The following is a 22218-nucleotide window of genomic DNA, read 5'->3' on the forward strand; positions in this document are numbered from 1 at the left end:
TAAGTTAAACCGCTTAGCGTAAGCGGTTTAACCAGATTAGTTTACGGCGGCCCATTTGTTCAACTTGCTCTTTTTTAAGCTCTAAATGGCTTAGAGCTTCTTCAGTTATATCAACTACGTCCCCCACGCCTGCAACAGCCCATAATGCTTCTTCTAAATCTTTTGCTTTATGCATTGCATATTGGCTTACGTATTTAAGCTCATTAGATAGGTAGTCAGTATCGGGGCGACCTGTGCGCGAAATATACAAACGCATTACAAATATAAGTTGCGATGTAATGTTTTTACTAATTTGTTTATAAAAGCTTGAGTAGTCTTCACCTAAAGCGCATTGGCTAACAATAGCCTCTTCAATTTTGCCCTTACGAGGGTCGAAATTAATAGCGAGTGTAAAAGCAAGCGGTGCGTCTTGGCGACTGCGATCTTTAATATTAGGCGTTATTACATTAATAATTTGCTCTTCGGTAAGAATACTCGAAAAGTCAGTTTTGTTACCTAATAAGCCAAAGTTTTGCAAAATAACATGCATAGGACTGGCGTATAAGCCATAACCAATTGCACCTGTTTTAAAGTGTGCAGCTTCTTTGTGTAAATACAGCGGAAATTGGCATACACTTTTTGTGATCATATTTCTAAGCGCGGTAGATAAGCCTTCTACTTTTGGCGCTTCTTCAGATACTTTAAGTTTGTCTTTATTACCTTCTATTAGCTGAGTGAAAAAAGTCACGCCAGCATGGGGTAAATCAGCAACACGATTCGCTTTTAGGTTAATAGTAGTGAATGACTTACTAATGGCCATTATTTCGTACTTTAGTTCGCTAAGTTTATGCTTTTTAGTTATTTTTTGAAGCTCAGGAAATGTTAAAAGTACTATATCACCTTTTTTAAATGTGACTGGTTGCTCGCACTCTAATTGCAAACCCATTACAGAAAAGTCACGTGTATAACCGTTAAATGCTTCATCATTAATAGTGACGCTAACCGGTGTTTTATAAAGGTAGCGCTTATGCGAGCGTAAATTTACGTATTCAAGTGGCACAATATCTAAATAAGGTGGCATTTTATGTTTTGCGTGGCCAAAATGTTTAAGCTGATTTACTAACGCTTTATCAAAAGTAAGTTGTTTATAATCTGCTTGCTCTGTTTTATTGCCAATACTTGTAAGTACAACAATATATTTAACGTCTTTTATAAGGCCTTTAACTCGAGGGGAAGGCGGCTTGTTGAGTTTTTCAATATTAGCGCCAGCACTATTAGGTAATGAAAGCGGTATAAAAGAATCATCTGGATGACTTGGCATTATTTGTATTTTAAAGCACTGCCAACTTTCTTTTTGGCTACCAAAACCTAAAAATAGATCACGTAATTTAGGGTTATTATTTAGCTCAGTTCGTGTCGCAGAGTAATAGTAAATTTTACCCGATGATATATGTGTAAATGTATAGAGGTAATCTTCTTTGACCGCGGTAATTTGGGTTAGTAATTGTGTAATGCGCTGATGATTGAGTATATTGTACAAACACGGTGTTTTTCTTTCATCGGTAAAATAGCGCTGGATAAAAATATTATTTTCAGTAGTAAGGCTAAGGCTTGGGTAATACTGTTCATCTTTTTTGCTTAAAAATACATATAAAGACGTTACACGAGGGATGTAGTATTGCTCATACCCCTTTGATACTACAGCATCGAGCGTGTTATCTAAATTTACTTTATAACGACGTTTATTACCGTGAATAAAGCTTTCTAAAAAGTCATTAAAGGCATCGTTATTTTCGATATAAGTGCGTTTTAAGCGAATGTGGTTGTATTCACGAGAGATATTTTCAACGGCAACAACTTCGTATTGAATACCGTTTTTTAGGCCAAGTTCAAAGTCTTGTTCAAGGCCTACCAAGCGCATTGCTATTAGCTCACCTTTTTTTATAGAGTAGCGCGTTGCAAGCTTAACTTTACAACCGCTTAAAGATATATCTGAGGTGCTAGCAGCAATGTTCTTTTTATCTTTGTAATCAATAGTTACTTTTATTGAGTAATTCATCCGTTCTTCACGGCGGCTCTCGTAAGAGGCAAACTTAATTACTTCAGTGCTTAAGTTACTTTCTGATTCTTGTAGTTCTGATTTTTCGGCGGCTTGTTTTTGTAATACGCGGTGGTTATTTTCTGTATTCATTACGGCTTCGTAAACGGCTAGGGTATATTCACCATGCTGTTTAAGTGCTTTTTCAAACACTTCAATGGCTGTGTCGTCCATAAAGTGCTGTTTACCGTTATGCTCATACGGTTTTACTTGGCCCGTCACTAATCCACGAAGATCAACAAAGCGTGCCACTGGCTGAGATAAGCGTGACATTTCCATTTTCATCAAAAATTGCTCAGGTTTGGTTAACCCAGCGGTTTTTGATTTGAAAATTAGGTCAAATTTAGCATTGCCTAAATATGTTTTTAACTCATTCACGAGGTCTTCGTGTTTGAGCATTATGTCATCAGCCATTTATAAAACCATCACCGTCTAATTGAAAAAGTAGGTATACTGTTAAGTCCATTTATTAGAAGTTCAATAAACGTTAAATCGCACTATGTTATTAATATAGGTACAATTATTTTAGTTACTACTGTTTAGCTCTTGTTATTATGTGTTATATGCCATTTTGTTGGCAAGTTACTTTAAACTATTTCAAAGCAAAAAGTATGCCCTAAATTATAGCTAAAAAGAAACACCATGTGTATTTAATGATTGTGACGCTAGATTTTTACGCAGGCAAGAGTTTGTTGCTAAGTAAATGCTTGAAGTGGCAAAATAAGTTGTTAACAGTAAATGTTTTTAAAATTAGAGAATCGTAGATAAGGTTATAAATGACTAAAGCGGCAAAAATAGAGTTTGTGTGTACAGAATGTGGCATGAACTACCCACGTTGGCAGGGTCAATGCCGCTGCGGTGCGTGGAACACATTAGCAGAATTTAAACCTTCAGCAGGGCAGAGTAAAAAAGCGTCAGTTCGAGCAAATGTAGGTGGTTATGCTGGCGGTGCTGGTGGCGGCTCTAAAAAAATTAATGATATTGCTACGTCAGAGGCAGAAAAACAGCTGACAGAAATTGGCGAGCTCGATCGTGTGCTAAGCGGTGGTGTAACTACCGGCTCTGTTAATATAATTTCGGGTGATCCAGGTGCTGGTAAAACAACATTGCTATCTGACCTAGTAGCGAGAATGTCACAACGTATGCCGTCACTTTACTGTACGGCCGAGGAGTCATTATCGCAGTTTAAAAACAGGGTAAATCGTTTAAAGTTAAACTATAACCCTGATGAGCTTTATTTACTTTCAGAAACCAGTGTTGAAACCATCATTGAAGAGCTCGAGAAAAATAAAATTAAGTTTGCTGTTATTGACTCTATTCAAGCGGTTGTAACCGAAACTGCAAATGGTAGCCCAGGTTCCCCTTCGCAAGTAAAAAGCGCCGCCCAAGCATTGACTCAATACTGTAAGCAAAATGATGTAACCATGTTCATTATTGCTCATGTAAATAAAAATAACGAAATAGCAGGTCCTCAAACACTTGTACATATTGTCGATGCGCTTTTACACATAGACACCAACGATGGGCAAATTCGAACCCTTAGGGCAAATAAAAACCGCTTTGGTGATATAGATACCGTTGGCATTTTTAAAATGTGCGAACGTGGAATGTTAAGCGTTGATAACCCGAGCGAAATATTTTTATCGGGGTCTACAACTGACTCGCCAGGCTCTACAATTACCTGTATCCGTAAAGGTAATCGAAATTTACTACTTGAAATTCAGTGTTTAACGACCGAAACCGAGGCGGAATTTCCGCAGCGTGTTTGCGTTGGTTTAAACATGAACCGCATAAAAATGCTGACTGGCATATTACGCAAACACACTAAAACCAAAATATTCCACGATACGTTTTTTAATATTGTGGGTGGCCTAAGAATAGATGAAACAGAAACTTGTATTGATTTAGCATTAGTAACCGCGTTACTTAGCAGCTTAAACGAATTTGTTGTGCCTCGTACCACGTGTATTATGGGTGAGCTTAGCTTAAATGGCGATGTACGCCCAATTGACAGTGGAGTACCACGTGTTAAAGAAGCGGCACAACATGGTTTTACAGAAATATATATTCCATTTCGTAATTACCATAAGTCGATGGAAGGGCTGGGCGCTAAAATTACCCCAGTTAAAACAGTACATGAGTTGCTTAGTTTAATTAATTAATACTTACGGGTGTTAATGTGTAATGTTACTCTTAATAAAACTCGGTTTACACAAAGAATAGAATAAGGAAATAACATGAAAAAGTTAGTAATAGTTGCAGCGATTGTAGCTGCGGGCGTTGGTGGCGTGAGCTATGCAAATTATGTAGCTACACAAGAAGTGCGTGCAGAAGTAGATAAGCAACTTGCTTTAGTAAGCGAGCAAACTGGCGCTACATTTAAATACGCTGGTTTATCGGCAAGTGTTATTTCAAAAAGCGTAGAAATAACAAACATGGAAGTAATAAGCCCAGAGGGCGACAATGTTGCTAATATTCAAAGCATTGAAATAACTGGTTACGAGCCAGATAAAATATCACCGCATACATCATTTGATGTAAAAAGCTTTCAGTTTGATAAAGATTTTGTTTCAAAATTACCTGCTGATACAAACGAAATGCTCGCGTCGGCAAGTTACGACTTACATTCATCACTTGATTACGATGAAGAGTCTGGCAATAGTGATGTAGTAGTTAAGCTTGATGCAAAAGACATTGTTAGTTTTAATATGGATATGGGCTTGGCTAATTCAAAAGCATTAATGGATGCTTCATTGGCGATTAGTAAAGCGCAGCAAGAAGCGGGTAACCAGCCACTTACTTATGAGCAAGAGTTACAGCAGCAAACACTTGTTATGCAAGCAATGAGTAAGTTAGAGCCGCGCAATGTTAGCTTTGCCTTAAATAACCAAGGTAAGTTAAAAGACTTACTATCAAGCGAGCTTGAAAAGCAAGGCATGACGCTAGAGCAAATGGAAATGATGTTAGAGCAGCAGTTACAACAAGCTCCTGTAACTGAAGATATTGCAGAGGCTTTAACTAGCTTTGCTAAAGGTTTAAATTCATTCAGTGTGTCTGCAAAGCTACCTGAAGGCAAAACTATGATGGAAATTAACCAACAAGTTATGATGCTAGTAGGGCAACCTGAAGAGCTAGTTAAGTTTATTAACTTAGAAGTTAAAGGTGATTAGGCCTTAGTTTTGTATTAATAGAGGCGCCAATTGGCGCCTTTATTATTTTGTGTTGTTAGCAGTTAGTGGCTCTGATTGCTAAAGCAGTTTGCTTTTATGATATTGGTGATTATTTGTTGTGATGGTTTTATTTTTTCCATCGCTAAAAACTCATCAGGCTGATGCGCTTGGTTAATTGAGCCTGGGCCCATTACGATTGTTTCACAACCGAGTTGCTGGATAAACGGCGCTTCAGTGCAATAATTTACCGCGACCGCTTTTTGCCCCGCTATTTTTTCAGCCATTTTAACTAAAGCACTGTCGGTGCTACCACTAAATGCCGGGATTGGTTCATGTAAATCAATAACGCTCACCGCATTTGGGTATTGCTGATTTATCTCTTTTGTTGCATCAAGCACTAATGCTTGTAGTTCTTGTACACTTAAACCTGGTAATGGGCGCATATCTATATGCATTTCACAGCAACCACAAATTCTATTCGCATTATCGCCACCATGAATATTACCTAAGTTTAATGTTGGATAAGGAATTTCAAAGTGACTTATTGAATACTTATGCTTTAATTGCTCTTTTAAGATCATCAATTTTGTAATCACTTTATGCATTACTTCAATGGCGTTAAGGCCACGTTCGGGATCTGAGCTATGCCCAGAGCGACCAACCACTCTTATTGCTGTACTCATATGGCCCTTGTGCATAAATACTGGCGTCATATCAGTAGGTTCGCCAATTATACAGCGTGCAGGTTTTAAATTAGGGTGCTTACATATTTGCTGTGCACCTGCCATAGTTGTTTCTTCATCGGCAGTGGCGAGTATTAAAATAGGTTGAGTTTGCTGCTTTTCATCAAGTTCACTAATTGCTTGTAATACAAAAGCAAAAAAGCCTTTCATATCAATGCTTCCTAGCCCGTACAATTTATTGTCGAGTTCGGTAAGTTTAAACGGATTGTTGTTCCAGCGGCTGTCATCAAAAGGCACTGTATCAGTGTGGCCCGCAAGCATTAACCCGCCATCGCCTTTTCCACGCTTTGCTAATAAATTAAAGCGGCCCTTACCTCCTTCTAATTCAATAATTTCACACGTAAAACCGAGTGTTTCGCACCACCTCGCAAGGAGTTCAATTACGTTTTTATTGCTCATACACAAGCTGTCTTCAATTGCACTAATAGAAGGGGCTGCAATCAATTGTTGATACATAGAAATAAACGAAGGCAAAGGCATAAAAAAATCCAAAATTATTATTCAATTTAATTGCATAACAATATAAAAGTATTTATGATGAATATCAATTCACTTTTTAAGCATAAATATATTAAAGTAAAGCTATGAAAATAATGCGACGATAATCTACAAATTCATTAAATTAAGTCTTAATTTAGCGTCTTAGCTAGTTTAAGCGAACAACATATATATTTAGCAGTAAATTTTAAAATAACGAGTAATCAATGAATGTAGTTATTATTGGCGCAAGCGGTTATAGCGGCGCAGAGTTAGCAAGCTTAGTTGCTAATCATCCAAACCTTACCTTAACAGGCTGTTATGTATCTGAGGGTAGCTTAGATAAAAATAAATTACTAAGTGATTTATACCCAGAGCACCTTGGCTTACTAGATTGTCCTTTACTTCCTCTTAGTGCATCAGCTTTTGATGGCATTCAAAGTGATGCTGACTATGTGTGTTTATGTACCGATCACAAAGTAAGTGTTGATTTAGCGCCTCAATTTTTAGCTATGGGTAAAAAAGTATTTGATTTATCTGGTGGCTATCGTCTAGCAAGTAATGATGATTACGTTACTTATTATGGTTTTGAGCATCAACACCCAGAGCTTTTAAATGAAGCGGCTTACGGTTTAGCTGAGTGGAACAGTGATGCTATCGCTAACGCAAAGCTAATTGCTGTTGCAGGCTGTTACCCAACAGCGGCGCTCAATGCACTTAAACCGCTTAAACAAGCAGGCTTATTGAGCGATCAAAGTATTATTATTAATGCCGTTTCGGGTGTTACGGGTGCCGGGCGTAAAGCGAGTGTAGGAACACATTTTTGTGAGGTATCGCTTGCACCTTATGGTTTGTTTAACCATCGCCACGGTCCTGAAATTGAACAACACCTTGGCCACAAAGTATTATTTACACCGCATCTAGGTAGCTTTCCGCGCGGTATTTTAGAAACTATTTATGTACAACTTAAGCCAGGCGTTACCAAGGAAAGCGTTGCATCTGCTTATCAAGTGCTTGCTAACGAACCATTAATTCGTTTGTTAGGCGATAAAATACCGTCAATTAAAGGTGTTGCTAAGCAACCATTTGTTGATATTGGTTGGCAGCAACAAGGCACGCAGTTAATTGTAATGTCTGCCATTGACAACTTATTAAAAGGCGCTGCTGGACAAGCTTTGCAGTGTATTAATATTTCTATGAATTTAGATCACACTACGGGCTTAAAAGGAGCGTTTTAAATGAGTAAAAAAACGTGGGTTATTAAACTCGGTGGTGCAGTACTTAATACAGAAAATGCAGCAAAAGCGTTATTTGACCTGCTAAGCGAGCAAAAAAATGATGAGTTTGTCATTGTTCATGGCGGTGGTTCTTTAGTAGATACATGGCTAAAGCAAGCGGGTTTTGCTAGTGCTAAACACCAAGGTTTACGTATTAGTCCAGCAGAGCAAATGCCTTATATAGTGGGTGCGCTTGCAGGTTGCGCTAATAAACAATTAATGACTCAAGCTATAAGCGCAGGGCATAAGCCTGTCGGCTTAAGTCTTTTTGAGGCGGGTGTGACTGCAACCCAAAAATTAAAAGCGCTTTGCTTAGTGGGTAAATGCACAAGTAACGACGATTCTATCATCAATGATTTACTTAGAATTTCTCGTTTACCTATTGTTAGCTCTATCGGCTTTGATGAACAAGGCTTGTGGTACAACGTAAATGCAGATGAAGCTGCAGCGGCTATTGCCAGTAATTTAAATGCAGAACTAATTTTTATGACGGATGTAGAAGCGGTACTTGACGCAAATAAACAACCGTTACATCAACTTGACACAAAACACATTGATACTTTAATTACAGATGGAGTAATTGTGGGCGGGATGGAGGTCAAAGTTAAGACCAGCCTTCACGCTGCCCAACATTTACGACGCGGTGTGTATATTTCCAGCTGGCAAAAGCCAGAAAATTTAACTGCTCTGCTGCAAGGCGAGCATGTCGGAACAAAGATTACACCATAGGTTTATTATGTTTGAGAATTTTTTAACGGGTTTAGAATTAGACCAAGAAGGCGCACTTAATTTATTAAAGTTAGCGCAAGATATAAAAGCAAAGCCAGAAAAATACAGCCAAGTATTATCGGGTAAATCAATCGTAACATTGTTTGAAAAGCAAAGTTTACGTACACGTTTATCGTTTGATATAGGTATTAATCGCCTTGGTGGTCATGCTGTTTATTTAGATCAGCAAAATGGCGCTATGGGTGCACGTGAATCAATTAAAGATTTTGCACTTAATATTTCTACTTGGGCCGACGGTATTGTGGCGCGTGTAAATCAGCACAGCACATTAACCACGTTAGGTGAATATTCATCGGTACCAGTGGTAAATAGCTTGTGTGACTTGTACCACCCTTGCCAAGCACTTGCTGATTTTTTAACACTTCAAGAAGTACATGGCGATGTGAGTCAGCTTAAAGTAGCTTACTTAGGTGAGGGCAATAACGTGACTCATTCATTGATGTTACTTGCCGCAACGCTAGGTACTGACTTTGTTGCTGTAACACCAAAAGGGTGTTCGCCAGATTCACAAATACTTAAAAAAGCAGAGCAAATTGCAGCAATGAATGGCGCATCAGTCATGGTGAGCGATAGAGTTGAAGCTGCGGTTGGTGCAAACGTTGTATACGCAGATACATGGGTATCAATGGGTGATACAACGCCGCTTGAGCAAGTAAAAGAAAAATACATGCCTTATCAATTAAACCAGGCATTGCTAGATCAAACAGGTGCGACTACGGTATTACATTGCCAACCGGCACACCGTGAATTTGAAATTACCTCTGAGGTAATGGATGGTCCAGCATCAAAAATCATTCAACAAGCAGAGAATCGCATGCATGCGCAAAATGCTCTGCTAGTTACATTACTAAATCCAAATTTTGTTAAGGAACACCTATGAGTTCAATTAAAAAAGTCGTTTTAGCCTATTCTGGTGGTCTTGATACGTCGGCTATCGTGCCATGGTTAAAAGAAAACTACGGCTGTGAAGTAATCGCGTTTGTTGCCGATGTAGGTCAAGGCGCTGAAGAACTTGAAGGCGTAGAAGCTAAAGCAATTGCCTCTGGTGCATCTGAATGTTACGTAGTTGACTTAAAAGATGAAATGGTAAGTGATTACATTTACCCAACGCTTAAAACGGGCTCAATTTACGAAGGTACTTATTTATTAGGTACTTCTATGGCGCGCCCAATTATTGCTAAAGCACAAGTTGAAATTGCACGTAAAGTAGGTGCTGATGCACTTTCTCATGGTTGTACTGGTAAAGGTAATGACCAAGTTCGTTTTGAATCATGTTTTGCGGCACTAGCCCCTGATTTAAAAGTAATTGCGCCATGGCGTGAGTGGGACTTATCGAGCCGTGAATCATTACTTGATTACTTAGCAGAGCGTGACATTCCGTGTTCAGCATCTGCTACAAAAATTTATAGCCGTGATGCTAACGCTTGGCATATTTCGCACGAAGGTGGTGAGCTTGAAGACCCATGGTGTCAACCAACTGAACAAGTATGGACTTGGACTAATTCTCCAGAGCAAGCTCCAGATAAATCAGAACTAGTAACATTAAAAGTTGTTGAAGGCGAAGTGGTTGCTGTAAATGGCGTAGAACTTAAACCTTACGATTGTTTAGTTAAATTAAACGATATTGCATCGCCTCATGGTGTTGGACGTGTTGATATTGTAGAAAACCGTTTAGTTGGCATGAAGTCACGCGGTTGTTATGAAACGCCAGGCGGCACAGTCATTATGGCAGCGCTTCAAGCCATTGACGAGCTAGTGCTTGATAAAGCAAGCCGTAAGTGGAAAGAAGTACTCGGTGGCGAGTTCTCGCATTTAGTATACGACGGCCGTTGGTTTACGCCTCTTAAAGATTCTATTTTAGCCGGCGCAGAAGCACTTTCTAAAGTGGCAACAGGTGAAGTGGTACTTAAGCTATACAAAGGCCAAGTAACTGCAGTTCAAAAGCAGTCACCAAATAGCTTATACAGCGAAGCATTTGCTACATTTGGCGAAGATGATGTGTACGACCAATCACACGCTGAAGGCTTTATTCGTTTATTCTCGCTTTCAAGCAGAATTTCAGCACTCGCTAAAAAGTAATTTATTACGCCCCTTATAAAAGGGGCACTACAGGGTTTGGAGAGATTTCATGGCATTATGGGGCGGACGTTTTTCTACGGGTCCAGATGAGGCGTTTAAGCAATTTAACGACTCTCTTCCCTTTGACTACCAGTTAGCAGAGCAAGATATTATTGGCTCTGTGGCATGGGCTGGTGCACTTGAACAGGTAAGTGTACTTTCAAGTGACGAGCACACAAGATTAGTGGCTGCATTAAATGAGCTGCTTGAAGAAGTTAAAGCAGATCCACAAGCGGTAGCTACTTCAGGTGCAGAGGATATTCATTCACATGTTGAAGCAGCTCTAATTGAAAAAGTAGGTGATTTAGCTAAAAAATTACATACAGGCCGAAGCCGTAATGACCAAGTTGCCACCGACTTTAGATTATGGTGCCGTGATACGGCTGACCATTTACTAGATGCTATTGCACAGCTTAAAGGCGAGTTTGTAGCGCTTGCAGAGCGAGAGCTTGGCACAATATTACCAGGTTACACGCACTTACAGCGCGCACAGCCAGTATTGTTTAGCCACTGGTGTATGGCGTATGTAGAGATGCTAGAGCGTGATGAAAGTCGCCTGCAAGATGCTAAAGCGCGCATGAATTTTTGCCCATTAGGCAGTGGTGCATTAGCAGGTACAGCTTATCCGATTGATCGCCAAGCATTAGCGCATGGGCTAGGTTTTACAGCGGCTACAAAAAACAGCCTTGATGGTGTATCTGATCGTGATTTTGTTTTAGATCTTTTAAGTTGTGCGTCTATTTCGATGATTCACTTATCTCGTATGTCAGAGGATTTGATTTTTTATAATTCGGGTGAAGCCGGATTTATAGAGCTTGCTGATAACGTAACATCAGGCTCATCGCTCATGCCTCAGAAAAAAAATCCTGATGCACTCGAGCTTATTCGCGGTAAAACCGGACGTGTGTTTGGTGCATTTAGCGCTATGATGATGACGTTAAAAGCGCTGCCACTTGCATACAATAAAGATATGCAAGAGGATAAAGAAGGGCTATTCGACGCTATGCCAACATGGCTTGCATGTATTCATATGGCGCAAGCATGTATTAAAGGCGTTAAAGTAAATGGCGATAAGACACTTGCTGCAGCAAAAGGAGGGCATGCAAATGCCACCGAACTTGCTGATTACTTAGTTGCTAAAGGTGTGCCATTTAGAGAAGGGCATCACATTGTAGGTGTACTTGTACAGCTTGCGATTAGCGAAGGTAAAACGCTTGAAGAGCTATCGCTTGAGCAGTACAAATCAGTAAACACTGTATTTGAAGACGATGTTTACCCAGTACTTGAAATTGATGCGTGTATAAAAGCACGTAAAGCCCTTGGTGGGACGTCTATTGAACAAGTAACGAATGCTGTTAAAGAAGCCAAAAAAAAACAGCAAATAACGGTACGTGATGCAAATTTAGATGATGTAGAAGCAATTGCCACACTTATACAGCATTGGGCAACGGTAGGTGAAAACCTGCCTCGTGCAAAAAGCGATATGGTGCACTCTATTAACGAGTTTGCAGTAACAGAAATAAATGGAAAAGTGTCGGGCTGTGCGTCGTTATACATTTACGATACCGGCCTTGCTGAAATACGCTCATTGGGTATAGACCCAAAAAGTAAAGTGTCGGGGCAGGGTAGACAGCTTGTAGATCATCTACTTACTAAAGCCAAAAAATTGGCACTTAACCGAGTTATTGTATTAACACGCGTACCAGATTTTTTTGAACAACAACGTTTTACTTTTTGTAGCAAAGACTCTTTGCCTGAAAAAGTAATGAAAGATTGTGAACTTTGCCTTCGTAAAGAAAATTGTGACGAAGTAGCAATGGAATATATTTTGAAGCTAAGTACACGTGCGGAGATCCCGTGTAAATACGTAGCTTAAACTCCCTGGATACAAAAAACGTACGGTTATCCCTGTGCGTTTTTTTATGTTTGCAGTAAACTGGTCGGAGCTGTTTGGTTTGATTATATAAGTATGTTTTGAGTGAGTTTTAAGGTGTCAAAAAAAGTTGGCACATTGGTTGCTTTGTATAAGGTAGATAGCAAAATAGCTATCACTACTTTAAACAGGTGATGCATTTATCTACATAATAATGTGGTTAAAAGTTGCACCAAATATAATTAAAACTTTTACAAGGATCAATCACATGCAAGTTTCAGCTAATAGCCAAGTACAAATGCAAGCATACAACAAAACACAACAATTAAAGCCTGCAATGGAACAAACTGCTAGCCCTAAAACCCTGCAATCTGATACAGTAAGCATCTCTCAAGAAGGTATGGCTGCTGCGAGTGTTAACTCTGTTGAACGTGGCCTTGCTATTCTTTCTGGTGGTACAGGCACTCGTCCTAAGTAGTAATAAGGTATTGAATGTTTTTAACTGAGTTTTTTGGTCTTTTCTCATTATCAGCTTTTGTTATGTGGGCTTTTTTAATGGCCTTCTTTTTCAATGTTTTTGTATATAGCTTAGACGTTAAAAGAAAGACTACCTTATTACTCAGTTCATTAATCATGATGATATCTTATACAGCCACAGATTACTTCTATACGTGGCTTTCATACTATAACACCACATATTTGGACTGGGCTATTCATGATTTAATTACTATTATTGTACTCATCTTTAGCTTTAAATTATTGAAAAAAACAACTGCATCCTTCTTATATTTGATCGTTGGTTTATCAATAAATATGCTATTAGTACTGTTAATGTATTTAGATGTATATGTGTATAAAAATAATGAACCATGGTTTTTCTGGGAAATATATGTAGGTTTCGTTGCTTTTAATGACTTAGCAATGGTTGTAGCATTAATTGTAGATAGAGACTTTTTAGGGCTACACAGGATAAAAAGAAAATTAATTCGATTGTTTAAATCGAGAAAAATAAAAATAACGACCTAGTTTAAATGTACGTTACTGAAGCCCTGATGGATTATGTAGAAGCTTTCTCTCAATGGGGGTTTTTAATGGCCTTCTTATACTGTTTAGCTTCCAGTATAAATAAAGAAAATAAATCCTCGGTTTATTTATCTGCGCTTATGCTCTGCTCATATATTTCCAGTGGTTACATAAACTTATTAGAAAGTTTATATTTAAATTGGGCGCTCTACGATTTTATTACAATTTTAGCTTTGTTAATTTTAGAGTACTTTAAAGTACTTCACCGCTCTATAGCTTTTCACTTCATCATCTTTGCGTTAATAATAAATGCTGTGCTCACCTTAATATTGCATTACGATCTATACGTTTTATATAACTATGAGCCTTGGTGGTATTGGAGTGTTTATTCTATTGGCGTTAATATGTTCGATGTTTTAATGTTTCTTTCACTAGTATTCAATAAAAATACCATTTTTAAAAGAGGGGTTACATTGAACTTTAAAAAGTTGAAAAATATTGAATGAGCTTTTAATTAGCCCAACAGTTTCTCTGTACATAGGTGCATTTGTACAATGGGGATTTCTTATGGCTTTTTTGTACTCCCTTGCTCATTCGATTAATAAGCCTAATAAAGAAAGAGTGTATTTGTCTTTGGTTATGAGTGTTTCATATTCGTTTAGTATATTTACAAGTATGGATACGGTAACTTATCTAGATTTTTTGTTTTCCGATATTTTAACTCTCCTAGTTATCATTTCCCTTAGGCGGCTCTGGCATGATGGTATTACCTATCTATATATTATTACTGGTTTAGCTATAAACTCAGCTCTACACTTTCTCATGCATTACGACATCTATATATCAAATAATACAAGCTACTGGTGGCTTTGGAATGCTTACGCGATAGGGGTCAACGCTGCTGATTTCATAATGGTAGCTATATTTTTTATAAACAAAGATTTTTTATGCTTGATGAAATTTAGAAATGGTTTGATTACGAGTTTGAAGAGGGCATGATGGCTGACATATTGTGGGATCTGGTAGCGATTAGAGATTATGTAGGTATTTTTATTACATGGTTCTTTGTAATTGCATTTCTTTATAATTTGTCAGCAAGCATAAACAGTCCCTATAAAAATACAATGTACCTTTCTGGTATTATGATGATTTCGTACACCTTAAGTACACTGTTCGATATGGTTATAGTGTCTCACTTAAACTATTTTTACTTCGATATTGTAACTCTAATTATTATTTTTACGTTTAGGTACTACAGCCAAAGCCCAATTCCTACCGCATTTTATTATCTTGTGTTTGGTCTGAGTATTAATGCATCTTTATTTTTAGCTATGCATTACGATATAGAGATTTTAGGTACTCTATATTATTGGTGGTTTTGGAACGTTTATGTATTTGGTATGTACTTTACAGATTTGATAATGCCATTAGCGCTTATCTTTAACAAAGATTTTTTAGGTCTAGTTAAGCTTACTAAATTTTTAACTGAAAAATTTAAAAGGTCACGCAATGCATGATTTTTTATGGCAGCTGGCTAGTTTATACGACTATATAACTATTTTTATTACATGGTCTTATGTACTCGCTTTTTTATATAATTTGTCTGCAAGCATTAACAAGTCTGACAAAAGCTGCACACAGCTTGCATTCATTATGATGGTATCTTACACCTCAAGTATTTTTATGGATCCCTTGAGCAACACACCCCATTTGACCCTTTTTATATTTGATATCGTAACTATGTTTTTTCTGATTATATGGCGGATATACTTTAGTAAAAACCTCCCCGTAGCCTTTTATTATCTTTTAGTTGGACTTAGCTTTAACGCATTTGTTTTTTTTGGAATGCACTACGACAGTATTGTCTTAGGAAATTTGGATTACTGGTGGTTTTGGGCCTTATATGTAATAGGGCAAATAATTTCTGATTTAACGATGCTTTTAGTTCTCCTAATTAATAAAGACTTTTTAGGTTTGGTTGCTTTAAAACGGTATTTACTTAATCGTAGAAAAAACACTCATCAAAAGGTTGAATAAAATGGAGGAGCTATTTTGGCAATTAAATTCAGTTAACGAATATTTTGGAATATTTATTACATGGCTTTTTGTTTTTTCTTTTTTGTTCACTCTATCAGCGGCTATTAATAAGCAAGATAAAAGCCGAGTTCACCTTTGCTTTATTATGATGGTTTCGTATACATTTAGTTTGTTTATGGACATAACTACTGCGGCTCCGCATTTAAAGTTGTTTATATTTGATGTACTAACAATTGCCGTTATTTTTATGTGGCGTATTTTTTTAGGACGTAAAATACCGTACGGATTTTATTATCTTATTGTAGGGCTTGCTATCAATGCCTCACTGTTTATGGGGATGTATATTGATAATACTCTTTATGGCAATTGGGATTTTTGGTGGTTGTGGATGCTGTATGGTTTTCTTATGCCTGTTATTGATATCACTATGGCGCTAATACTAATTATCAATAAAGATTTGCTAAAACTTGTTTGGTTAATTAAAAAATTAAAATCATCATCTATACAAAAGCCGAATTAGCGCATACAAGTTATGCGCTAATTCGGGAAGTGTTATTGGGCACCACAGCCCAATTTAGTTTTTAGCGCTTTAACAATTACAGGGTCTACAAACTCGCTTACATCACCATTGTGGCGAGCTACTTCTTTAACGAGTGTTGATGAAATAAATGAATTTCGCTCTGCGGGTGTTAAAAATACACTTTCTAAGTCGGGGTTCAGGCGGCGGTTCATGTTAGCTAATTGAAATTCATAGTCAAAATCAGATACAGCTCTAATACCGCGAATAAGCACATTAGCATTGTGCTCGCGTGCAAGATCAGCCAATAAACCAGAAAAACCAATCACCTTAACATTATCTATGTAGCTTAAAATAGAGTTTGCAAGCTCAACACGTTCTTCAAGGTTAAAGCAGGGTTTTTTACTTGGGTTATTAGCAACCGCAACTAATACAGTATCAAACATTTTAGCTGCACGTTGAATAAGGTCTGTGTGCCCATTAGTTAGTGGATCAAAGGTGCCAGGGTAAATTGCAATAACTTTCATAATGTTCACTATTTATTATTTTAGCGCTAGTTTAACAGTGTTTATGCCACAAAGCAGCCTAGCTAAAAAAGCATATAAACACTTACTTTCTTTAAACAGGTCAGTCCATGGTGGGAGTGTTTTAATGATTCATATTTGTTTATACTGTTTACCTCTTTTGAGTGTAATGTAGCCTATAGATAATTTGAGTATTAGCATATGAATACCAAGGATAAAATAATACACACCAGTATTTTGTTGTTTAACGAAAATGGTGAGCGTGCAATAACGACAAATCATATTGCATCAAACTTAGGGATGAGCCCGGGTAATCTTTATTATCATTTTAAAAATAAAGAAGACATTATCCGTCATATTTTTGCGCTGTATCGCGATCATTTAAATACTCACTTTAAACCTATTAATAAAGATGATGATGCATTTAATCATTTAACGGCTTACCTAGATTCGTTATTTGAGCTGATGTGGCGCTATCATTTTTTTTACGATAATCTTGGGGATATTCTCTCTAGAGATGCTGATTTAAAACAAGCTTATATTGATTTTCAGTTAGAGTTGTTAGAGCAAGTTCGTAAAATTATTTTAGGACTTCGCGACAGTGAAATGATTGCTATTGATGAGCAAGATGTCATTGATTTAGCACATACATTAAAGTTAACGGTTAGTTTTTGGACGCCTTATATTAAAGCCCGTAGGCCAAGTGGTACGCTTGCTGAGCAAGATATATATCATGGCATTTTAAAAGTACTTACATTATTTAGAGCGTACAGTACCGATAAAAGCATTGATAAAATGAACCTGCTACGTGAAAAATATACTGAATTAGCGCAACAAGCCTTAGGGCCTGTTGACCTTTCAGGATTAAAATTTGTTCAATCTAGGGGCGATTAAATCGCGACGCGAGGTTTGTAACCTAGTGGGCTAAGTAAAAACCGAGCAACAAAGAGTTAATCGCCCCTAGGCTGAACCCTTTGGGCAGCGCTTGTTTGGCATTTATGCTACGTTATCGCCTATTTATGGGGAATAACCACACTACATAGGCTCTGCCTTGCCTAAATACCAAACACACTGCTGTAAATTTAACCTCGAAAGATAAACAGGCCCTAGCTGTAGTTTAATCGATAGTAATAGGCTGTTTCCTAGGCGCTGAATTTTTTGCTATAATCCCGCGCCAAATGCCTGGGAGCGCGAATTCCCGCAGTCTAAGAGTGAACTATGCTTAAATTTATCGTCAAACTACATCCTGAAATAGCCATTAAAAGCCGTTCAGTCCGTAAACGCTTTACTAAAGTGTTAGAAAATAACATTAAAATTGTATTGCGCCGTGTTGACGAAAAAGTACAAGTAAGAAATAACTGGGATAACATTTCAGTTGTTACAAAGCTTGAAGACGCGCAAGTTCGCCTTGATTTTATCGATAGCCTTAAACGCATCCCTGGCATTGTTCAATTTATTGAAGTAACCGAAACACAATTCGAAACTCTTGATGATATTTATCAAAAAACCATCGCTTTAGTTGGTCATACTATTGTAGGTAAAACCTTTTGTGTTCGTGCTAAGCGCATAGGGCAACACGATTTTACCTCAACTGATTTAGAGCGTTATGTTGGTGGTGGATTAAATCAGCATATTGAAGGCGCAAGCGTAAAGCTTAGCCGCCCAGAAGTAACAATACGCCTAGAAGTAAAAGACGATAAAGCTTACATTGTTTCTCATACACATTTTGGTATGGCTGGTTTTCCTCTGCCAACTCAAGAAGATGTGCTTTCGCTTATGTCTGGTGGTTTTGACTCTGGCGTAGCAAGTTACCAAATGATTCGAAAAGGCGCACGCACGCACTTTTTATTCTTTAATCTAGGTGGCGCAGCGCACGAAATTGGCGTTAAGCAAGCAAGCTACTACTTATGGAAAAAATATAGCTCTACACATAAAGTTAAATTTGTAACGGTTGATTTTGAACCTGTTGTTGCTGAAATTTTAGAAAACGTTGAAAACAGCCAAATGGGTGTTGTACTTAAACGTATGATGATGCGCGCAGGGAGTGTGGTTGCGCAAAAGTTAAACATTCAGGCACTTGTCACTGGCGAAAGTATTGGCCAAGTATCTAGTCAAACATTAGCGAATTTAAGCGTGATTGACCGTGTTACTGAAACGCTTATTTTACGCCCGCTTATTCAACACGATAAGCAAGAAATTATTAATATTGCTCGTCAAATTGGTACGGCCGAAATGGCAGAAACAATGCCTGAATACTGTGGTGTTATTTCTAAAAAGCCAACGGTTAAAGCCAAAATAGACGTTATTCTTGGTGAAGAAGAAAAGTTCGACTTTGATGTACTTGATACCGTTGTAAACAACGCACGCATAATGGATGTGCGTGATATTGACGTTGAAGCCAAACAAGAACTTAAAGAAGCTGAATCGGTTGCTGATTTACCTGTAGGCTCTGTGGTAGTTGATATTCGCTCACCAGAGGAAGAAGAAGCTGCACCGCTAGAAATCGATGGTGTTGAAGTGGTGCATTTGCCGTTCTTCCGTTTAGCTACTAAGTTTGGTGATTTACCAAAAGACACTGACTACTATTTATATTGTGACAGAGGCGTAATGAGCCAACTACAGGCACTTATGCTGCACGAACAAGGCTTTGAAACGGTAAAAGTTTACCGCCCATAAGGTTTGTCGTCTTAAAGTTAAGAATTTATATAAGCGTGGTTTATACCACGCTTTTTTTTGCCTGAATTTTGACAAACAACTCATCGTTGTAAGGTGTAGGAATACCGTGAAGTTTGCCTTGTTGGCTAATATAGCCACATATAGCTGATATTTCAGTTTCTCTGCAATGCGCGACGTCTTGCTGCATTGAAGAGTAATTGTCAGACGTTAATTCCATTATTTTATAAGCGGTATTAAGTGCTTTAATCAATGGGATATTAAGCCCTTGTACCTTTGCTATATTGCATGCTTCAGTGAGTGCATTAAAAATTATAGCATTGTACTTAGGTGCGCGTAACTCACCATTTTTTACATTACTTAAAGCGCTTAATGGGTTAATGGCAATATTTACGAGTAGTTTTTCAAAACGAAGCTGCTGAATGTTATTAGTAAACTTTAGGCTGGGTATCACTTTAAAAATATCAGCTATTGGCGCGCTATTTTGAAAAGCTAATTCATTACAAGCACCAATAACACTTTGTCCCTCACCAGTGTGCTGCACAATGTATTGGTTTGATTTAAAGCCCGCTATGCTTGTCGTTAAAAAGTAGAGTGCTTGGTGAGTGCTTAGTTGGCTATTTACCTCATCAACATTACCCATTCCGTTATGCGAAAGTACAACAGAGCAATGATTTGGTAAAAATGGCTTTATTTGCGTAAATGCATCAAGTACTTGAAAGGCTTTAACGGTAAATAAAACAACATCAAATTCAGCTGCTTTATTTAGCTGATTTAATGTAATAAATTGTGCGTCAATTTTTTTAGATGCACCCTTACCTCGACTATAAAAACGGGTATTTGTTGGGCTTTTGCGAGTTAAAACACTGACATTATGCGACGCACTTAGAAAATGACTAAGTAACAAGCCAATAGCACCATCGCCGACAATTAAAATATTAGCCATATGGGTTCTTTTTTCGAGGTGTAAAAATTACTCTAAGTAAAAAGTAGCTTGCGGCACCTGCAAAATCAGCAAAAAAATCACCGAGTGATGCTTGCCTATATGGAAGTGCGTCTTGCATTATTTCTATAGAGGCGCCATAACCTGCCAATAAAAGTATTTGCGCATATAAAGGAAGCTTAAACGCTTTATCCATTATTATGGCTAGTATAAAAAAAGTCCCAAAATGGGCCACTTTATCAACATGAGGAAATAAATTTACAACGCCACCTTTTATTTCTTTGGCAAATAAAAAGGTAAAAGCTACTATGCTGATTAAAAAAATTGCTTGATAAACACGCCTTGTCACGACAAATCCTAAAATCGCTTAAAAAAGAGGCGCAAGTATATCAAACTAATTTAATATCGCACCTGAACAAGATGCAGAAAAATGTAAAGATTTATAATTTTAGCGTTATAATTACCACATAAAATTAAGATTAAATAGTTAGGAGCAAACCAATGCCTTCATTTGATATTGTATCTGAAGTAGAAATGAACGAAGCTAAAAACGCAGTTGATAATGCAAATCGTGAGCTAGAGACTCGCTTTGACTTTAGAGGCGTTGATGCATCTATTGAGCTAAATGACAAAACAATTAAGCTTAAAGCTGAAGCAGACTCTCAGGTTATGCAATTATTTGATATTTTAGCTAACAAAATATCTAAGCGTGGTATGGATGTATCAAGCTTAGAGCTTCAAGATATTACCCGTGCTGGTAAAAATGTATTTCGTAACGTTGGCTTAAAGCAAGGTATCGAAAAGGACATGGCTAAAAAAGTAGTTAAAGCCATTAAAGACTCTAAAGTTAAGGTTCAAGCAGCTATTCAAGGCGAAGAAGTACGTGTAACGGGTAAAAAACGTGACGATCTTCAAGAGGCTATGCAAGTAGTGCGCAGCGCTGAGCTAGGTCAGCCTTTTCAGTTTAAAAATTTCCGCGATTAATCAATAAATAGTTTTAAATTAAGCATGCTTTAATCTGTTTATACTTACAGACAGATTGAAGCTACTTACTCTTTTTAAATATCTCACTATTATCCCTCTTTGCTGCCTAGATACTCCCGTATGTATTAATCTCCTTTTTGATATTTAAGCTATTATATTTAATCACATGCAATTAAGTACTTCACACTAGAAGGTATTAAAATGAAACTTCATCAATTATTTTTGTTATTTGTTTTGCTTACATTTACCAAACCAAGCTTATCAAAAACAGTTGATATTGATGTACTGGTTGAAGATGGCTACTTTCCCATTATTATTAATGCGCAAAAAAAGCAGGGTTTTGCTCCTGAGTTTATTAAGATTTTAAACGGAGCACAGCAGGAGTTTAACTTCGTACTTAAGTCTCTACCTGTAAAAAGGCTTGCTTTGTCAGTTGAAAAAAATAATTTTGATGTTTTATTTTTAATGGCACTGCAATGGATCCCACTATCAGCGCAAGAAAACATTGAAAAAACCGAATTTTATACCATTACCAAAAATGAGCTTTATACGCTTAAAGAAAATACAAATGAGCAAGCTTACTTTGACGACATTACGTCATTAACAAAGGTTGGGGTTCTGGGGTACTCGTATCAATTTGCTGGATTTAATACAGATGCCGAATTTTTAAGTGAGGAACATCAAGTAAGTTTAACCATTGATGAATTCAACGTTGTTAAAATGCTGCTATTAAAGCGCGCGGAAGTAGGCGTTTTAAATAATATTGCTTACCAATATTTTAAAAATCAAAATACTTTTAATATGGATTTACTCTATAAAAGTAACGTACCAGATGCCGTTTATAAAACGCACTTTTTAGTTAACTCTAAATCAAATAAGATCACTAGTAATAAAATGGATGAAATACTAAGCTTACCTACTGCACAAATACAACTTCAGAAGCTACTTGATAAATATGGAATTTCTTCAAACTATACTAGCCCCTAACTGCAT

General features: G+C 37.4%; 21 protein-coding genes. 16 read left to right on the forward strand and 5 right to left on the reverse strand.

Features of this window, described 5'->3' with window-relative positions; translation table 11 throughout:
- Positions 1-13: 13 nt before the first annotated feature.
- The gene (locus CXF64_RS16510; RefSeq protein WP_101217546.1) at positions 14-2491 is read right to left on the reverse strand and encodes a PilZ domain-containing protein; all 2478 of its coding nucleotides are present in this window, start codon (positions 2489-2491) and stop codon (positions 14-16) included.
- 362 nt (positions 2492-2853) lie between these two features.
- Here CXF64_RS16510 and radA point away from each other — a divergent pair, with 362 nt between their 5' ends.
- Together radA and CXF64_RS16520 are read left to right on the forward strand one after the other, a co-directional pair.
- Complete coding sequence (gene radA / locus CXF64_RS16515; RefSeq protein ID WP_024590039.1) at positions 2854-4239, forward strand: DNA repair protein RadA; 1386 nt, start codon at positions 2854-2856, stop codon at positions 4237-4239.
- Positions 4240-4314: 75 nt separating this feature from the next.
- On the forward strand, positions 4315-5247 hold the full coding sequence (locus tag CXF64_RS16520; RefSeq protein ID WP_007581645.1) for a hypothetical protein: 933 nt from the start codon (positions 4315-4317) through the stop codon (positions 5245-5247).
- Between the two features lie 62 nt (positions 5248-5309).
- Here CXF64_RS16520 and argE read toward each other — a convergent pair whose 3' ends face one another.
- Entirely contained in the window at positions 5310-6470 is a 1161-nt protein-coding gene (argE, locus tag CXF64_RS16525) for an acetylornithine deacetylase (protein WP_101217547.1), read from the reverse strand.
- A 224-nt stretch (positions 6471-6694) separates the two neighbouring features.
- On the opposite strand from argE, the gene argC reads away from it, so the two are divergent.
- From argC to CXF64_RS16585, 10 genes are all read left to right on the forward strand, one after another.
- Positions 6695-7705, forward strand: a complete 1011-nt coding sequence (argC, locus tag CXF64_RS16530; RefSeq protein ID WP_101217548.1) for an N-acetyl-gamma-glutamyl-phosphate reductase — start codon at positions 6695-6697, stop codon at positions 7703-7705.
- Positions 7706-8473 (forward strand): acetylglutamate kinase, encoded by a 768-nt coding sequence (gene argB / locus CXF64_RS16535; RefSeq protein WP_101217549.1) that lies wholly within the window; start codon positions 7706-7708, stop codon positions 8471-8473.
- A gap of 7 nt (positions 8474-8480) precedes the next feature.
- The gene (locus tag CXF64_RS16540; RefSeq protein WP_024592295.1) at positions 8481-9413 is read left to right on the forward strand and encodes an ornithine carbamoyltransferase; all 933 of its coding nucleotides are present in this window, start codon (positions 8481-8483) and stop codon (positions 9411-9413) included.
- Complete coding sequence (locus CXF64_RS16545) at positions 9410-10612, forward strand: argininosuccinate synthase (protein WP_007581653.1); 1203 nt, start codon at positions 9410-9412, stop codon at positions 10610-10612. The genes CXF64_RS16540 and CXF64_RS16545 overlap by 4 nt, the downstream gene beginning before the upstream one ends.
- A 49-nt stretch (positions 10613-10661) precedes the next feature.
- Complete coding sequence (argH, locus tag CXF64_RS16550; RefSeq protein WP_007581654.1) at positions 10662-12527, forward strand: argininosuccinate lyase; 1866 nt, start codon at positions 10662-10664, stop codon at positions 12525-12527.
- A 265-nt stretch (positions 12528-12792) separates the two neighbouring features.
- The gene (locus CXF64_RS16555) at positions 12793-13002 is read left to right on the forward strand and encodes a hypothetical protein (RefSeq protein WP_024590033.1); all 210 of its coding nucleotides are present in this window, start codon (positions 12793-12795) and stop codon (positions 13000-13002) included.
- A 14-nt stretch (positions 13003-13016) separates the two neighbouring features.
- A complete protein-coding gene (locus CXF64_RS16560) occupies positions 13017-13550 on the forward strand; it encodes a hypothetical protein (protein ID WP_101217550.1) in 534 nt (177 codons plus the stop codon).
- 995 nt (positions 13551-14545) lie between these two features.
- Positions 14546-15064, forward strand: coding sequence for a hypothetical protein (locus tag CXF64_RS16575; protein WP_101217553.1), 519 nt, complete (start codon positions 14546-14548; stop codon positions 15062-15064).
- Positions 15057-15584, forward strand: coding sequence for a hypothetical protein (locus CXF64_RS16580; protein ID WP_101217554.1), 528 nt, complete (start codon positions 15057-15059; stop codon positions 15582-15584). Before CXF64_RS16575 ends, CXF64_RS16580 begins: the two co-directional genes overlap by 8 nt.
- A gap of 1 nt (position 15585) precedes the next feature.
- A complete protein-coding gene (locus CXF64_RS16585) occupies positions 15586-16104 on the forward strand; it encodes a hypothetical protein (RefSeq protein WP_101217555.1) in 519 nt (172 codons plus the stop codon).
- Positions 16105-16136: 32 nt separating this feature from the next.
- Here the strand turns inward: CXF64_RS16585 and coaD are convergent, their stop codons facing one another.
- The gene (coaD, locus tag CXF64_RS16590) at positions 16137-16628 is read right to left on the reverse strand and encodes a pantetheine-phosphate adenylyltransferase (RefSeq protein ID WP_101217556.1); all 492 of its coding nucleotides are present in this window, start codon (positions 16626-16628) and stop codon (positions 16137-16139) included.
- A gap of 198 nt (positions 16629-16826) precedes the next feature.
- On the opposite strand from coaD, the gene CXF64_RS16595 reads away from it, so the two are divergent.
- Positions 16827-17519 (forward strand): TetR/AcrR family transcriptional regulator, encoded by a 693-nt coding sequence (locus CXF64_RS16595; protein ID WP_024592300.1) that lies wholly within the window; start codon positions 16827-16829, stop codon positions 17517-17519.
- A gap of 324 nt (positions 17520-17843) precedes the next feature.
- Positions 17844-19301, forward strand: coding sequence for a tRNA uracil 4-sulfurtransferase ThiI (thiI, locus tag CXF64_RS16600; protein WP_024590024.1), 1458 nt, complete (start codon positions 17844-17846; stop codon positions 19299-19301).
- Between the two features lie 40 nt (positions 19302-19341).
- Here the strand turns inward: thiI and CXF64_RS16605 are convergent, their stop codons facing one another.
- Together CXF64_RS16605 and CXF64_RS16610 are read right to left on the reverse strand one after the other, a co-directional pair.
- Complete coding sequence (locus CXF64_RS16605) at positions 19342-20244, reverse strand: ketopantoate reductase family protein (protein ID WP_101217557.1); 903 nt, start codon at positions 20242-20244, stop codon at positions 19342-19344.
- Complete coding sequence (locus tag CXF64_RS16610; RefSeq protein ID WP_101217558.1) at positions 20237-20590, reverse strand: VanZ family protein; 354 nt, start codon at positions 20588-20590, stop codon at positions 20237-20239. The genes CXF64_RS16605 and CXF64_RS16610 overlap by 8 nt, the downstream gene beginning before the upstream one ends.
- A 152-nt stretch (positions 20591-20742) precedes the next feature.
- On the opposite strand from CXF64_RS16610, the gene CXF64_RS16615 reads away from it, so the two are divergent.
- A complete protein-coding gene (locus tag CXF64_RS16615) occupies positions 20743-21225 on the forward strand; it encodes a YajQ family cyclic di-GMP-binding protein (RefSeq protein WP_007377833.1) in 483 nt (160 codons plus the stop codon).
- Between the two features lie 201 nt (positions 21226-21426).
- Complete coding sequence (locus CXF64_RS16620; RefSeq protein ID WP_101217559.1) at positions 21427-22212, forward strand: ABC transporter substrate-binding protein; 786 nt, start codon at positions 21427-21429, stop codon at positions 22210-22212.
- Positions 22213-22218: the final 6 nt, after the last annotated feature.

The sequence above is a fragment of the Pseudoalteromonas sp. GutCa3 genome, assembly GCF_002836155.1.
GTDB classification, from domain to species: domain Bacteria; phylum Pseudomonadota; class Gammaproteobacteria; order Enterobacterales; family Alteromonadaceae; genus Pseudoalteromonas; species Pseudoalteromonas arctica.